The sequence below is a fragment of the Nocardia cyriacigeorgica genome (genome assembly GCF_005863245.1).
In the GTDB taxonomy this organism is placed as follows: Bacteria; Actinomycetota; Actinomycetes; order Mycobacteriales; family Mycobacteriaceae; genus Nocardia; species Nocardia cyriacigeorgica_C.
The window spans coordinates 159680-173080 of the sequence record NZ_VBUT01000006.1 but is presented as its reverse complement, the minus strand read 5'-3'; the positions used below and the strand labels follow the sequence as shown (position 1 = coordinate 173080).

The following is a 13401-nucleotide window of genomic DNA, read 5'->3' as shown; positions in this document are numbered from 1 at the left end:
CCGGGCACTCACGACGACGGACTGACGTATACCGTCACCGCCGCCGAACCGCCGCCGACGCTGCCTGCGTTTCCGGGATGGGACTGACGGGAGACCTCCCTGAACTATTCTCCGGGCGGCATCGCTAGCCGCAGCAGTTCACTTCGCAGGTCCGGAAACGAGATCGGGTCGATGTGGAAGTCCTGGTAACGCTGCCGATAGACGTAACGACCATCATCAACTACGTCGAACCAACCCAAATGGATTGGGGGATGCGGACGCTCGCTGCTCACACGGTGCCGGATTTCAACTCGCCCCGACGCGTCGCGCGGGGCCGACAGCAACTTCCGCATGCGATCAGCGGTCGTCGGGGACGATCCGTTCCAGCCCTGGTCGTCAGCGTGCAGGCGGTCGCAATCTTCCACCAAGGGACGGTGCCGCCCGGCCTGACAATCACCCAGTATTGACGAGATAACCCTGGGAGGTAGATCTACACCGCCGGTTTCGACCACCACCGAGCCGCCGAACTCGCGATCCGAACCCGGAAGCTGCACAAGTGTCACAGCGACTGTTGCCACGATTGCGCCGTAAACCCGTATCGGATGTCGCCGTGTGCCCGTAAGGGTGACCACTGTGTCAGGGTGAGCCGCGACTCGTAGTGCCGCCGTCAAATCTGGGTCGTCCCCGTGAGGGAGTCGAGCACTCAGTTCAGCCGCAAGCCGCTCGTATTCGTCTTCCCAGCGAACCGAAGAAATCAGACTCAGCGGAAACGGATACCGGTCGAGCCCCGTTTGCGACCACACGTGCATGAACTCGTCTGGGGTAAATGTCCACCTCATCGGTGCCGACTATTCGCCTCCGCCGACTGGGACTGGGCCGCTTGTGCGTCCCCGCCGATCACAGGCGGCACAGTGCCGCTGCGGCGGCCGAGCAACTCCTCTTCGTGGTTGCCGACAAGGTAGTCCGGTGTCTTTCGATCCGACTCCTCATCACCGCTGCTGCGTCGCCCTGCTCCAGGCGGCATCATGCCGGGCATACCGCTTCCGATTCCGCGTCCCGCTCCAGTTCCCGCAGCAGCAGCCGCGCCCGCAGAGTTCCCGCCGGTGGGCGCGCCGGGAATGCTGCGGCCCAGACCCGGAGCCTGCGAGCCGCCACCTGAGCCGGCGCGGCCGCCGGGCGAGCTTCCGGAGCGGCCGGAACCTCCTCCCGGCAACGACGAACCACCGGGGAAGCCCGCAGCGGTCGTCGATGACCGCGGGTCGGCACCCGCTGGACTGCCGGAGTTGGTCATGCCGGTCTGCGGCGACGTCGACGAATTCTGACCGGAGGAGTTCGCCGGGTCCGAATTCGCTGCGGTGACCTGTGGCTCCTCGGTAGCCGCCTCGTTCGGTCCAGCCTGGCCGGTCGTGCCTGCGCCTTGCCGCGCGTCACCACCGCCGGAACCAGATTGTGATGATCCGCCACCATTCGAGCCCGGCCCGACCGGACCCGGGCCGACCTCACCCGGACCCTGAACAGGGACAAAGGTCGGCACGCCTTCCCCGGACGGTTGGTATGTCGGCTTGTAGACGGTATTCATCACTCCGACAGCAACTTGGCGCTGTTCTTCCTTCGCCGCAGTGGACGACGTTGCACCGCTCGGATCGAGCAGGTCGACCAAGGTCACCGGGCTGGGCTGTACAGCGGTTGTCGGGGTGCCGGCCGGTGCTGGAGTGGCGTTCGATGCAGGCACGGGCGGCGGCACGGAGGACTTGACGACCTCCGCACCGTAGGCTGCGGCCTTGATGCGGTGACCCACTGCGAAGATCACGTCGTGAACGTCCGTGGCTTGGTCGTAGAAACGCTTAGCCGCGTCGAGAGCGGCCGTGGCGAACTGACCGTCGAAACCGTCTGATAGTGCACGGTTGATCGCCATATGGGCACCGAACAGACCTCCCGACAAGGAAGCGGCGATACTCAGGAACCTGTCGCCATATGTGTGGATGTTTCCTGGGGCCATGCTCTGAGCGTTTGTATAGATTTCTTCGTGCGGAATCCCCTCGAAATGTTCCATTCGCTGGATGTAGGCCGGATCCGTACCGTCGTGGGAGAGGTGGTCACGCTCGAATTGAGCAACCCCGTTCTGGCTCCGCTCTGCACGGATTCGCGCCTGCACCGAATCGGGGGAAATTCCTAGGCCGGGACCAAATATCCCTGCTGGATCTGAAGTCGGCTCGTTCCCCACCGCTCAGTTTTCCTTCCCGATCTCGGGTTCGATCGCCTCGGCGATCTCCAGAACCCCGTCGCACCTCTGCAAACCTGCTTGTATGCCTTCGTGGGTGCGGACTGCGCTCAGGATCACGAAGCCAACCTTCGTCCGAAGATGGATATCGCAGGTGCCCTGCAGATCCGGATCGAGCACCCACATCGCTTCCCGGCCATTGACAGTCAATGGCTTGCTGTTCGGGCCGTTCTTAGCGATGTCCTCCTGCCATGTGACGTTGCCCGAATCCACGGAGAGATCGCGGTGCAGTCCGTCGAAATCACAGGTCAGGAAGGTGTATTCGGCAACCCAGTCGCTGCCCCGCCGACGGGTTCCAGGATCGAGGCCGGCCTTCGCTATGGCCTCGTCACTGAACCATGTGCAGGGATCCACAACGACTTCTGGTCGCCCTTCGGTCGTGTACTTGTTCTGCTGCGTCGGAGGCTGCAGCTTCGGATCTGTCAACGTGGGGCGAGCTGGACTTGTCTCTGTCGTCGAACTAGCAGCCATCGCGGAGCTGGAGGGCAGAGCCGAATCCTTTCCGTCCTGTGAACAGCCCACCAAACCGGCTGTCGCTGTGGCCAGTACGGCAACCCACCGCAATCTTCGTGACATCACTGGTCGATGGTTCCCCTCGTCGCATCAATTGCTCGCGTGTTCATCGCGTCTGCCTCCTCGAATGCACCACCTGCCCGCAGGAAGGCGGCTGCCATCCGAAGCGCGGCTTCCTTCACTCCCGTAAGCGCCTCGGTAGTCATGACGCCTTTGGCCTCGAACCCGGCCTGTAGCTGCCGGGCGGAATCGAACCCGCCGAACCCGTCCAGGCGATGTAACCGCCGCGATTCCACAATCTGCGGGTCCAACGTCATATCGACCAACCGCACGAAAACCTTGGCGCATTCTTCGGCCGCACCCCGCTCCATGCGGAACGTTCCGGCAACCGCCTGCTGCCATAGTGCGTTGGCGTTCCCCTGCCCAACGTCCATCGACTGGCCCACCCTTCCACAAGCTTTGCTTACTGTACTGGACGCAACAGGACCCCTCGCGGTTCCATCGAATCGACCGTTTTCGGCGGCTTCCCGAGGACTACGGAGCGACGAGGCGGCGAGCGGCAAGGACAATCGCCGCCCGTTGCACGGTCGAACGTTGTGCCCGACCCGCACGACGGTCAACGAAGGCGGCGTGCATAGCGCTGGTGCGAGCCAGGTCGGTGAGCATGCGCAGTAGCGCCGGGGCCGGGATGTCGGCGGTGATCAAGCCCTGCTGCTGACCGCGGCGCAGTTCGGCGAGTTTCGGGTCGATGGTGCGGCGCACCACCTCTGCCACGGCGTCGTCGTCGGCCGGTTCGAGTTCCGACCAGGCCTGCAAGCGCGCGTTGTCGGGGTTGGCCAAGAAGTGGTCGAACAGCCGGCCCACGTAGCCGGGCAGGTCCTCGGCGCGTAGCGCGGTTTCGGCGGTGGTTTCGGCGGTCCAGCGTTCGGTGACGGCCAGGTAGAGCTCGTGTTTTCCGGGGAAGTAGGCGTAGAGCCGGTCTTTGCTGGCCCGTGCCGCGGTGGCGATGCGGTTGATCCTGGCTCCGGCGATGCCGTATTGGGCGAACTCGGCCTTGGCCGCCGCGAGGATTCGCTCCCGGGTCGCCTCACCTGCCGCACGCATGCCCGAATCGTAGCTTGCCGAACCATTTGGTTCGGAACTATGGTCGGTTGACGAACCAAACGGTTCTGGAAGCTCGGCGAGACGAGGATGCGATGGCCGCACGATGGCAGGAACTCAGGGATCGGGCCGAAGGTGTGTCGGCCGCCGAACTGGACGCACTGTGGGCAACGCTGCGGCCCGCACGCGCCGAGGACATCCTGGGCGAATGGCGTGGTGACGCGTTCCAGACCGGGCACCCGCTGTGCCGGGCACTGCCGGCCAGCCGCTGGTACGGCAAGACGTTCCTGGCCCTCGATGACGCCAAACCGCTGATCTGCCGGGCCGAGGACGGCACTCTGTTCTCGAATGTCGAACTCGGACAAGGCGAAGCGACGCTGTGGAATATCGAGTTCCGCGGTGAGGTCACCGCGACGATGGTCTACGACGGGCGCGCGGTCTTCGACCATTTCAAGTGGCTCGACGACACCACCTTGATGGGCATCATGAACGGGCGTCCCGAACTGGTGCTCTCGCGCGGTGAGCACTTCTACTTCCTGCTGGAGCGGGTCTGATGCGTACGACCGCGGTGCTATCGCGCGATCCGTCGGCGCCCTTCACGATCGAGAACGTCGACGTCGACGAACCGCGCGCGGGTGAGGTGCTGGTGCGCATCGCCGCCGCGGGGGTGTGCCACACCGACCTGGTGAGCCGGGGTGCGGGCGCCGTCGACCGGCCAGTGCTGCTCGGGCACGAAGGCGCGGGCGTGGTCGAGGCGGTCGGCGCGGGCGTGCACGGAGTCCGGCCGGGCGATCACGTGGTATTGACGTTCCGGCACTGCGGTGCGTGCCCGAACTGCCGGGCGGGCCGTCCGGCCTACTGCCGACGCATGACCGAGTTGAACCAGTTCGGGCGACGCCCACACGAGCAGCCACGGGTGACCACCGGCGGCACTCCCGTGCTGGACGGATTCTTCGGACAGTCGAGCTTCGCCGGATACGCACTCACCGCCGAGGACAACACCATCGTCATCGACCCTGCGATCGACCTCGCCGTGGCGGCACCGTTCGGCTGCGGATTCCAAACCGGCATGGGCGCCGTGCTCAACGCCTTACGTCCGGGGCCGGGCTCCTGGCTGGTCATCTACGGTGCGGGCGCGGTCGGCATGGCCGCACTGCTTGCCGCACGCACACTGCCGGATGTGCGCGTCGCGGTGGTGGAAACCTCCGCCGCGCGCCGCGAACTGGCCCGCGCACTGGGCGCCGCTGCCGCCATCGACCCGGCCGAAGCCCCCACCACCCCGGTGGTCCGTGAGGTGACCGGCGGCGGCGCGACCCACGCGCTCGACACCACCGGTATCGCGAGCGTCCTCGGCGATGCCGTCGCCGCGCTCACGACGGGCGCGACGGTGGTGGCGGTCGGGCTCGGCGCGGGTACGCCGCCGGTCGACGTCAGCGATATCGTGCTGAACGGCAAGACGATTCGCGGATGCCTCGAAGGCGATGCAGTGCCCGGCGAGTTCATCCCGCAGCTGCTGGACCTGCACGCACGCGGGCTGTTGCCGGTGGAGCGGCTGATCACCCGTTACCCGCACACCGAGATCGATCGCGCGCTCGCAGATCAACGGGCCGGCCGCGTCGTCAAACCGGTGCTCACCTGGTGAGACACCGCGTGCGGCGTCAACGCCGGGATGCCTGCTGATTCCTGCGGATTCCGGCGTGGGCAGCGGCGGCGATGCGGCAGGATGCTACGGATGCGCCGGGCATCGGCACGTAACGGTAGCCACGTGCTTGCCGACGCAGCAGAGTGAACCCCTTTCCGCCCAGCAGAGGAGCAGGATAGATGCGTTCCACCGTCCGCAGCGGGCTCGCTGCCGCCGCGATCACCGTCGCGGGACTCACCGCGCTCGCCCCGTCAGCCGCCGCCCAGCCCTCCATCTACGACCCGGTGATCACGCCGTGCAGCCACCTGTTCCGCACGCCGGTGGAGTTACCGCGTCCCGGCACCGATGTCTACTGGAGCCCGTTCGGCACCGGCGGCATCGTGTGCTACGACGACGGCACCGGGATGGAGCGCTACTACCAGCGTGATCCGTGGGGCGGCTGGCACGACATGAACGAGTTGATGCCGGGCCACTTCTTCTATGTGGTGTTCAGCTCGACGGTGCCCGATCAGGCCACTTGGGGATAGGCCGGGGACCATGGTCCCCGCTTCTGCCCGGTCGAAGCGTGCGCGGCCCCGGTGATCCTGGCTACTGAATCAGCTTGTCGGCCAAGCGATGTCGTCGATCGCGAGCCACGGCGCTCGGGCGACAACGGCAGGGGTCAGAGCCGTGAACGCCTTGGTTCGACGATGCAGGTGGGATTGGTCGGCATAACCGGCCTCGGCCGCGGCATCCGCGGGCGGGCACCCCGCTGCCAGGAGATGAGCGGCATGGTCGAAGCGGACGAGTTCGGCCGCATGCTTCGGTGTGATCCCGATGTGGGCCCGGAAACGAGACCAGAGGCGTTGCCGGGACCAGCCGGTCTCGGCGGCTAGATCCTGGATGCGGACCAGGCCTTTGCTGCGCACGGCTTGGTCCCAGGTGTAGGCGATTTCGGGTGCCTGCCGGAACTTCCGGGGCACCCGGCTGCGTAGGAACGCGACGGCGAGAGCGAACCGGTCGTCCCACGATGGCGTCGTACGGAGTCGCTCGGTCAACTCGGCGCTGTCGCCCCACAGCTCCGCCAAGGGTGTCACGGCACCGCCGATGACGTCGGTGTCGCGGAGGACCGCGGCCGCGACGACCGGCGACAAGCGGATCTGAAGGACGTCGCCGGATCCGGCACCATATATGCGCACCGCGCCGCCGCGCAGACCGACGACCGCACTCCCCGTGACCGGCTGCCCGAGCACGTCGTACACGATGCCGTGCTCGCCGAGATCGATCAGGAGCGTGACCAGCGGATGCGGGATCATCGTCAGGTCGACGGCAGCGACGTCGCGGTAACGGAAGCCCGCCATGCGGACACCCGAAGCCGGCGGGCGCGCGGGGACGGCGATATCGACCCGGCTCCAGTCCACTCCGGCCGTTGCGGTCATAGCTACCAGGCTAACCGGAGGGCGATCGCGTGACATTCGTTCAATACGGCGGGGCGGTCCGGGCGCCACGCTGTCCGTATGAACGAACCGACTTCTACCCGGGCACGCGCGGACACAACGATCCACGGCGTGCATGTCGTCATCGACGGGAACCCTGAGGCGCCGCCCGTGTTGCTCATTCACGGTTCCGGCGCAACCGGTTCGACATGGGCACCGGTGGTCCCGTCGTTGGCTGCCGAGTGCCGGGTCATCAGAATCGACCTGCCCGGATGTGGCCGGTCCGCGCCCGCATCGACGTATGAAGTTGCGCAGCAGGCAGATCGGACGGCGACGGTGCTGGACGAGCTCGGCGCCCGGCAACCGACGGTGGTCGGTCATTCCAGCGGCGGGTACGTCGCCACCGCCCTGGTGGAGCGGCGGCCGGACCTCGTCGGGGAGCTGATTCTGGTCAGCACCGGCCCCAGCCTCTCGGCCCTTCTCCCCGAGCCGCCGATCGTCCGAGCGCTCTCCACACCACCCTTCGGCCCGCTCGTCTGGACGATCCGGACCGAATCGATGATCCGCCGAGCCGTCGCGGCAACGGCGGCGAAACCGGTCACCATCCCCGACGAGGTTCTCACCGATCTACGAAGGATGACCTACCGAACATTCCGCGCGATCCTCGCCGCCAATGGTGACTACCTCGCCGCGCGGCCCGTCCCCGAGCGCCTCATCGACGCAGGCAAGCCGGCCCTGGTGATCTTCGGCGACGCGGACCCACGCTGGGATCCGGCATCGGCACGCGAGTACGAGGCGGTACCCGGCGCCGAAGTGCAATACCTGCACGGAGTCGGGCATCTCGCGATGCTCGAGGACCCCGACGCCCTCGCCCGTTTGATCCTCGACCGCGCCCGCTAGGGCTGGCGACCGTTCGCAACTTCGATTGAGCCGGCCCGCGCTGCTGCCTCAATCGTCCCCGAGTGCGGCTTCCATCGGCAGATGAGCGGTGAGCCGATCGGCGGGCGCGTGTCGCCGGCGCTCTTGCCCTCGGCGGATGTATTCCCCCGGTCAGCATGTCGGGCCACGCGGGCAGATCCTGGTGAGGCCGCCGCTGTCGACGGCGGCGTCCACCTGGCCTGCGTCGGCCGCACCCATCGTGGGCGCTCCGCTGATCGACTGCACGAACATGCCATTGCCGGGCGGAGTGCGGCCTCCCCACAGGCCGCACCCACCGCCCTCACGCCCGATCCAGGTGGTCCTTCAACACGTCGAGCCGCCCATCCCAATCGCGGGCCAGCGCTGCGAGGAATTGCTGCGCCACCTGCATGGGCGCCGAATGCAATCGGTAGCGCACCCGGCGACGCTCGCCCGGCTCGGCGATCACCAAACCCGCATCCGACAGCAGCGCAAGGTGTTTCGCGATCGCCTGCCGGGTGATCGGGAGCCGGGCGGCCAGGTCGGTAGCCGTCGACGGGCCGGCCGAGGCCAGCTCCGCGAGGATGGCGCGGCGGCTCGGGTCGGCCAGAGCGACGAAAACCTGTTCGGCGATCGCCTCGTTCTCAGGCAGCATCGAGATAGGTCACCAGTTCCCCGAGTTCGCTCGCCCACCCTTCGACATTGCCGTTGTGAGCGGCCTTGTGTTCGTCGTCGGCGAGTTGCGCGAATCCGGTCTCCACGACGGTCAGTCGGGTGCCTTCGCTCGTCGGCTCGAGGGTGAACTCCACGTAGGTGCGTCGCGGATCTTCGGCGGGCAGGCCGTAGATCTGCCAGGTGAATCCGAAGATGCGCGGGCGCTCGACCCGTTCGACCCGCAGATTCTGCGAGTCGCCCTGGTCCCATCGCAGCCAGGCCTCGCCTCCGGGGCGCAGGTCGATGTGCGCCTCGTTGCCGAACCAGGTGCCGAGCCCCTCCGCGGTGGTGATCGCCGTCCACACCTTCTCCGGCGGATGTGCCAGCTCGATGGTCCGCTCGATTCGATCAGGAAATCCCATGATGCACTCCTCTTTAGTAGCAACCGATCGGTTGCAATACTATGGCAACCGATCGGTTGCGTCAATGCTGTACGCCCGCGCGGCCCGGATACGCGGCCGCGGCCTGTCGTCGGTCATCGCGTCGATGTCGTGCGCTCATGGACTCCGCGAGTGGCCGGCCCGACGGACACAGCGGAACGGACACGCAGCCGGCCCCATATTGGGCGGCCTGGTCGGCGCTGATTCGTCGTTGGTCGCCGATGGACTCCGCGAACGGCCGGCCCTGCGGACACAGCCGGAGCCCGCCACCGGGCCCGCAATGGGCAACCCGGTGCTAGTCGTCGGCACCCCCCGCCGTTCTTCGCCGATGGACTCCGCAAACAGCCCACCCGCGGACACAGCCGGAGCCCGCCCCTGTGCCCGCAGTGGGCGGCCCGGTGGCCTTCGTCGACGCCCCATCGCCGTTCTTCGCCGTGACTCCGCGAGCAGCCGACTGGCGGACCACAGCCGATCGCGCCCGCCGCTAGGCCCGTAAGCTGGACCGATCATGGCGCGCACTGATTCGGATTCCTGCCCTGGTGTGTTGCGGCTGCATGAGGCCGCCGACGGGCCGCTGGCGCGCGTGCGCGTGCCCGGCGGACGGCTGGAACCGCACCAGGTGCAGGCGCTGGCGGCGGCGGCCGACGAGCTCGGTGACGGCAATATCGAACTCACCTCGCGCGGGAATGTGCAACTCCGGCAGGTGCACGACGCCCGCGAGCTGACCGAGCGGCTGGAAACGGCGGGGCTGCTGCCGAGCCGCACACACGAGCGGGTGCGCAATATCGTCGCCTCGCCGCTGTCGGGGCGAATCGGCGGGCTCGCCGATGTGCATCCACTGGTCGATTCTCTCGATGCCGGATTGCTGGCTGCCACGCGGCTCGCGGACCTGCCCGGACGGGTGCTGTTCGCGGTGGACGACGGGCGTGGCGACGTCAGCGCGCTCGGCCCCGATATCGGTGCCCACGCCGTCGGCGCCAACGAGTTCGCCATCCTGCTCGCCGGTCGCGACAGTGGGCTGCGGGTCTCGGCCGCCGATACCGCCGACGTCCTGCTGGCGGCCGCGCACGCATTCCTCGATCTCGGCTCCTGCCATTGGCGGCTGCACGAGATCGAGGACGGCGCCGAACGTCTCGTCGAGTCGCTCGGCCTGACGCCGGTAGCGGCGCGCGTGGACATCGCCACCGCCCCGCCCCCGCCGATCGGCTGGCTCGAACAGGACAACGGCCTGATCGCTCTCGGCGCGGGCGTGCGCCTCGGCTCGCTGCCCGCCCGCACCGCGGAATTCCTGGCCGCCGTCGAACGCCCGCTCTTCCTCACCCCGTGGCGCTCGCTGGTCCTCACCGATCTCGACGAATGGCCCGCCGAACAGGTGGTGCGCGTGCTCGCCCCCATGGGCCTGATCTTCGACGCGAACTCCCCGTGGTTGCAGGTCACCGCCTGCGCGGGCCGCCCCGGCTGCGCCAAATCCCACACCGACGTCCGCGCCGACGCCACCGCCGCCATCGAATCCGGCCGCGTCCTCCCACCCGGCACCGATGTCGCGCCCCTCGACACCCCGACCCCCGCCGACCAGCTCCTCATCACCGGCCGCCAGCACTGGTCCGGCTGTGACCGCCACTGCGGCCGCCCCACCGGCCCCGTCACCGACGTCACCGCCGGCCCCGACGGGTACCGGATCACCCAGCCCTGAGTGCGGTCGCGCAACGGCGTCAACACCTGAAAACGAAAGAGGTGCCATGAGCAACGGTCAGCACGTCAGGGTGGATGCCGGCCGCGACATCGAGCGGCACGGAAAAACTGTGCTCGCGGGGTATGAGGCCGAAAAGCGGGCAGTCGAGCTCGGCCGGGCGATCCGCGAACGCCGGGAAGACCTCGGGTTGTCGCAAACCGAACTCGCCCGGCGCGCGGGAACCAGCCAAGCGGCCATTTCCAGGCTCGAGGCCGGGGAACACGTTCCGACGCTGAACCTGCTCGACCGGCTCGCCGCCGCCTTGGACGCGACGGTCGATATTTCGTTCACCAGCGCTGCCTGATCGGGGGCGTGCGCCGAGCGCGAGCAGAGATGGACGACCCACGGCGATAGGAGCACGCGCCCGGGTCATAGGCTGAGCGGCATGTCCGACGTGCGTGCCAGTTATCTCACCGACGCGGCCGAGATCTATCGGCGGTCCTTCGCCACGATCCGAGCCGAAGCGGATCTGAGCGGGTTTCCGCCGGATGTGGCGCAGGTCGTGGTGCGGATGATCCACGGATGCGGGCAGGTGGATCTGGCGGGGGACATCGCGTTCACTCCGGGCGTGGTGGCCGCGGCGCGGGCGGCGTTGCGGGCGGGGGCGCCGATTCTGTGTGACGCGAACATGGTGGCCTCGGGGGTGACCCGCAAGCGGCTGCCCGCCGATAACGAGGTGGTCTGCCTGCTCGGCGATCCCCGGGTTCCGGAGTTGGCGCAACGGCTCGGCACCACCCGGTCGGCGGCGGCGCTGGAGCTGTGGCGCGACCGGCTCGACGGCGCGGTCGTCGCCATCGGCAATGCCCCGACGGCGCTGTTCCATCTGCTGGACATGCTCGACGCCGGTGCGCCGCGACCGGCGGCTGTCCTGGGCATCCCGGTCGGGTTCGTCGGCGCCGTCGAATCCAAGGACGCGTTGATCGAGGCGGGCGGAGTCGACTACCTGACCGTGCGCGGCCGGCGCGGAGGCAGCGCCATCACCGCCTCCGCACTGAATGCGATTGCGAGCGAACAGGAATGACCGCACCCGGCAAACTCTGGGGTATCGGACTCGGCCCGGGCGATCCGGAACTGGTGACGGTGAAGGCGGCGCGGATCATCGGCGCGGCCGACGTGATCGCTTTCCACAGCGCACGGCACGGTCGCAGCATCTCGCGCGGCATCGCCGAACCGTATATGCGGCCGGGCCAGCTCGAAGAACACCTCGTCTATCCGGTGACGACCGAGACCACCGATCATCCCGGCGGTTATCAGGGAGCCATCGACGAGTTCTACGAGCAAGCTGCCGAGCGACTGGCCGGCCACCTCGCCGCCGGACGGACCGTCGCCCTGCTCGCGGCGGGTGACCCGCTGTTCTACAGCTCCTACATGCATATGCACCGCCGCCTCGCCGACCGGTTCGAGGCCGAGATCATCCCCGGCATCACCTCGGTGAGCGCGGCGTCCGCGGCGCTGGGCACCCCGCTGGTCGAGGGCGAGCAGGTGCTGACCGTGCTACCCGGCACGATGGCCGTCGACGAACTCACCGAACGCCTGCGCGACGCCGACGCCGCCGCCGTCATGAAGCTCGGCCGCACCTATCCAGCGGTGCGGCAGGCACTCTCGGATGCGGGCAAGCTGGGCGATGCCTATTACGTGGAGCGGGCCAGCACCGGCCGCCAGCGGGTGCTGCGCGCCGCCGAGGTGGCCGAGGACGAGGTGCCCTACTTCGCGATCACCATCGTTCCGGGGCCGGAGCCGACCACGCCGCTGCGCCTGACCACCCCGTCGGAAAACTCCGCGGACGCGCGGCATTCGGCCCATGTCGATGTCGGCGCGGCCGATTCCGCGGTCCGGTCCGCATCAGGCAACGGAAAGCTCGCCGCCCGCTCGGGTGTCTCCACCGCAGCCGTGCCCGCCGAGGACGCGCCGGATGCCGAAGACGCTCCCCTCGATCCGATCGCACTGGCGGACCGGCCCGCCGATTCAGGCGAAGTGGTCGTGGTCGGTCTCGGCCCCGGCGCGACCGTCTGGACCACGCCCGAAGTCGAACGCGCCCTCGCCGAGGCCACCGACCTCGTCGGCTACACCACCTACATCAACCGGGTCCCGCCCCGCCCCGGCCAGCGCAGGCACGCCAGCGACAATCGGGTCGAATCCGAGCGCGCCGCAATGGCTTTGGATCTGGCCAAGAACGGCGCCAGGGTCGCGGTCGTCTCCTCCGGCGATCCCGGCGTGTTCGCGATGGCGGCCGCGGTGCTGGAAGAGTCCGCCGATCCGCAATGGAAGGGCGTCCCCGTCCGGGTGCTGCCCGGAGTGACCGCCGCCAATGCCGTCGCCAGCCGGGTCGGCGCACCACTGGGCCACGATTACGCGATGATCTCGCTGTCGGATCGGCTCAAGCCGTGGGAGGTGGTCGCACGCAGGCTGTCCGCCGCCGCTGCCGCCGATATGGCCATCGCCATCTACAACCCGGCGTCGAGCCAGCGCACCTGGCAGGTGGCAGCCATGAAGGAGCTGCTGCTCGAGCATCGCACGCCGCTGACGCCGGTGGTGATCGGCCGCGATGTCGGCGGGCCCACCGAATCGGTGCGCGTGGTGTCGCTGGGCGACCTCGACCCTGCCGAGGTCGATATGCGGACCCTGCTCATCATCGGCGCCTCCACCACGTCCGTGGTCGACACCGAGGACGGGCCCCGCGTCTACACCTCCCGGCGCTACCAGGCCTGAGTCGCTTCCCACCCGAGGCTCCCGCACCGGGTAGACTC

Annotated in this window: 16 protein-coding genes; 8 read left to right on the top strand and 8 right to left on the bottom strand. The window is 68.2% G+C overall.

The window, feature by feature from the left end; all coding sequences use genetic code 11:
- Nucleotides 1–104: 104 nt before the first annotated feature.
- The 5 genes from FEK34_RS16815 to FEK34_RS16795 all read right to left on the bottom strand — a co-directional run bounded on the left by FEK34_RS16815 (nucleotide 105) and on the right by FEK34_RS16795 (nucleotide 3877).
- A complete protein-coding gene (locus FEK34_RS16815) occupies nucleotides 105–818 on the bottom strand; it encodes an ESX secretion-associated protein EspG (protein WP_138448753.1) in 714 nt (237 codons plus the stop codon).
- The gene (locus tag FEK34_RS16810) at nucleotides 815–2032 is read right to left on the bottom strand and encodes a hypothetical protein (protein WP_138448752.1); all 1218 of its coding nucleotides are present in this window, start codon (nucleotides 2030–2032) and stop codon (nucleotides 815–817) included. The genes FEK34_RS16815 and FEK34_RS16810 overlap by 4 nt, the downstream gene beginning before the upstream one ends.
- Nucleotides 2033–2206: 174 nt before the next feature.
- Nucleotides 2207–2836, bottom strand: a complete 630-nt coding sequence (locus FEK34_RS16805; protein ID WP_138448751.1) for a DUF3558 domain-containing protein — start codon at nucleotides 2834–2836, stop codon at nucleotides 2207–2209.
- A complete protein-coding gene (locus FEK34_RS16800; RefSeq protein ID WP_138448750.1) occupies nucleotides 2836–3207 on the bottom strand; it encodes a hypothetical protein in 372 nt (123 codons plus the stop codon). The genes FEK34_RS16805 and FEK34_RS16800 overlap by 1 nt, the downstream gene beginning before the upstream one ends.
- Before the next feature lie 100 nt (nucleotides 3208–3307).
- Nucleotides 3308–3877, bottom strand: a complete 570-nt coding sequence (locus FEK34_RS16795; protein ID WP_138448749.1) for a TetR family transcriptional regulator — start codon at nucleotides 3875–3877, stop codon at nucleotides 3308–3310.
- A 92-nt stretch (nucleotides 3878–3969) separates the two neighbouring features.
- On the opposite strand from FEK34_RS16795, the gene FEK34_RS16790 reads away from it, so the two are divergent.
- The 3 genes from FEK34_RS16790 to FEK34_RS16780 all read left to right on the top strand — a co-directional run bounded on the left by FEK34_RS16790 (nucleotide 3970) and on the right by FEK34_RS16780 (nucleotide 6043).
- Complete coding sequence (locus tag FEK34_RS16790) at nucleotides 3970–4428, top strand: DUF4334 domain-containing protein (RefSeq protein ID WP_138448748.1); 459 nt, start codon at nucleotides 3970–3972, stop codon at nucleotides 4426–4428.
- Nucleotides 4428–5516 carry an NAD(P)-dependent alcohol dehydrogenase gene (locus FEK34_RS16785; protein WP_138448747.1) on the top strand — a complete coding sequence of 363 codons (1089 nt, stop codon included), beginning with the start codon at nucleotides 4428–4430 and terminating at the stop codon, nucleotides 5514–5516. Before FEK34_RS16790 ends, FEK34_RS16785 begins: the two co-directional genes overlap by 1 nt.
- A gap of 179 nt (nucleotides 5517–5695) precedes the next feature.
- Nucleotides 5696–6043: a hypothetical protein gene (locus FEK34_RS16780; RefSeq protein ID WP_138448746.1), complete on the top strand. Its 348-nt coding sequence runs from the start codon at nucleotides 5696–5698 to the stop codon at nucleotides 6041–6043.
- 69 nt (nucleotides 6044–6112) lie between these two features.
- Here the strand turns inward: FEK34_RS16780 and FEK34_RS16775 are convergent, their stop codons facing one another.
- The gene (locus FEK34_RS16775) at nucleotides 6113–6934 is read right to left on the bottom strand and encodes a helix-turn-helix domain-containing protein (RefSeq protein ID WP_349292435.1); all 822 of its coding nucleotides are present in this window, start codon (nucleotides 6932–6934) and stop codon (nucleotides 6113–6115) included.
- Nucleotides 6935–7012: 78 nt separating this feature from the next.
- On the opposite strand from FEK34_RS16775, the gene FEK34_RS16770 reads away from it, so the two are divergent.
- Nucleotides 7013–7831: an alpha/beta fold hydrolase gene (locus FEK34_RS16770; protein ID WP_138448745.1), complete on the top strand. Its 819-nt coding sequence runs from the start codon at nucleotides 7013–7015 to the stop codon at nucleotides 7829–7831.
- A gap of 319 nt (nucleotides 7832–8150) precedes the next feature.
- Here the strand turns inward: FEK34_RS16770 and FEK34_RS16765 are convergent, their stop codons facing one another.
- A complete protein-coding gene (locus tag FEK34_RS16765) occupies nucleotides 8151–8483 on the bottom strand; it encodes an ArsR/SmtB family transcription factor (protein ID WP_138448744.1) in 333 nt (110 codons plus the stop codon).
- Nucleotides 8473–8904, bottom strand: a complete 432-nt coding sequence (locus FEK34_RS16760; protein ID WP_138448743.1) for an SRPBCC domain-containing protein — start codon at nucleotides 8902–8904, stop codon at nucleotides 8473–8475. Before FEK34_RS16760 ends, FEK34_RS16765 begins: the two co-directional genes overlap by 11 nt.
- 526 nt (nucleotides 8905–9430) lie before the next feature.
- Here FEK34_RS16760 and cobG point away from each other — a divergent pair.
- The 4 genes from cobG (at nucleotide 9431) to FEK34_RS16740 (ending at nucleotide 13363) form a co-directional block, all read left to right on the top strand.
- Nucleotides 9431–10615 carry a precorrin-3B synthase gene (gene cobG / locus FEK34_RS16755; RefSeq protein ID WP_138448742.1) on the top strand — a complete coding sequence of 395 codons (1185 nt, stop codon included), beginning with the start codon at nucleotides 9431–9433 and terminating at the stop codon, nucleotides 10613–10615.
- Nucleotides 10616–10685: 70 nt separating this feature from the next.
- Nucleotides 10686–10958: a helix-turn-helix transcriptional regulator gene (locus tag FEK34_RS16750; RefSeq protein WP_212748774.1), complete on the top strand. Its 273-nt coding sequence runs from the start codon at nucleotides 10686–10688 to the stop codon at nucleotides 10956–10958.
- A gap of 81 nt (nucleotides 10959–11039) precedes the next feature.
- Complete coding sequence (locus tag FEK34_RS16745) at nucleotides 11040–11675, top strand: precorrin-8X methylmutase (RefSeq protein ID WP_138448740.1); 636 nt, start codon at nucleotides 11040–11042, stop codon at nucleotides 11673–11675.
- A complete protein-coding gene (locus tag FEK34_RS16740) occupies nucleotides 11672–13363 on the top strand; it encodes a precorrin-2 C(20)-methyltransferase (protein ID WP_138448739.1) in 1692 nt (563 codons plus the stop codon). The genes FEK34_RS16745 and FEK34_RS16740 overlap by 4 nt, the downstream gene beginning before the upstream one ends.
- The last annotated feature ends 38 nt before the right edge of the window (nucleotides 13364–13401 follow it).

Coding starts and splice junctions, on each gene's coding strand:
- FEK34_RS16815 (WP_138448753.1), bottom strand. CDS start 818: ATGAGGTGGACATTTACCCCAGACGAGTTCATGCACGTGTGGTCGCAA.
- FEK34_RS16810 (WP_138448752.1), bottom strand. CDS start 2,032: ATGGAACATTTCGAGGGGATTCCGCACGAAGAAATCTATACAAACGCT.
- FEK34_RS16805 (WP_138448751.1), bottom strand. CDS start 2,836: ATGTCACGAAGATTGCGGTGGGTTGCCGTACTGGCCACAGCGACAGCC.
- FEK34_RS16800 (WP_138448750.1), bottom strand. CDS start 3,207: ATGGACGTTGGGCAGGGGAACGCCAACGCACTATGGCAGCAGGCGGTT.
- FEK34_RS16795 (WP_138448749.1), bottom strand. CDS start 3,877: ATGCGTGCGGCAGGTGAGGCGACCCGGGAGCGAATCCTCGCGGCGGCC.
- FEK34_RS16790 (WP_138448748.1), top strand. CDS start 3,970: ATGGCCGCACGATGGCAGGAACTCAGGGATCGGGCCGAAGGTGTGTCG.
- FEK34_RS16785 (WP_138448747.1), top strand. CDS start 4,428: ATGCGTACGACCGCGGTGCTATCGCGCGATCCGTCGGCGCCCTTCACG.
- FEK34_RS16780 (WP_138448746.1), top strand. CDS start 5,696: ATGCGTTCCACCGTCCGCAGCGGGCTCGCTGCCGCCGCGATCACCGTC.
- FEK34_RS16775 (WP_349292435.1), bottom strand. CDS start 6,934: ATGACCGCAACGGCCGGAGTGGACTGGAGCCGGGTCGATATCGCCGTC.
- FEK34_RS16770 (WP_138448745.1), top strand. CDS start 7,013: ATGAACGAACCGACTTCTACCCGGGCACGCGCGGACACAACGATCCAC.
- FEK34_RS16765 (WP_138448744.1), bottom strand. CDS start 8,483: ATGCTGCCTGAGAACGAGGCGATCGCCGAACAGGTTTTCGTCGCTCTG.
- FEK34_RS16760 (WP_138448743.1), bottom strand. CDS start 8,904: ATGGGATTTCCTGATCGAATCGAGCGGACCATCGAGCTGGCACATCCG.
- cobG (WP_138448742.1), top strand. CDS start 9,431: ATGGCGCGCACTGATTCGGATTCCTGCCCTGGTGTGTTGCGGCTGCAT.
- FEK34_RS16745 (WP_138448740.1), top strand. CDS start 11,040: ATGTCCGACGTGCGTGCCAGTTATCTCACCGACGCGGCCGAGATCTAT.
- FEK34_RS16740 (WP_138448739.1), top strand. CDS start 11,672: ATGACCGCACCCGGCAAACTCTGGGGTATCGGACTCGGCCCGGGCGAT.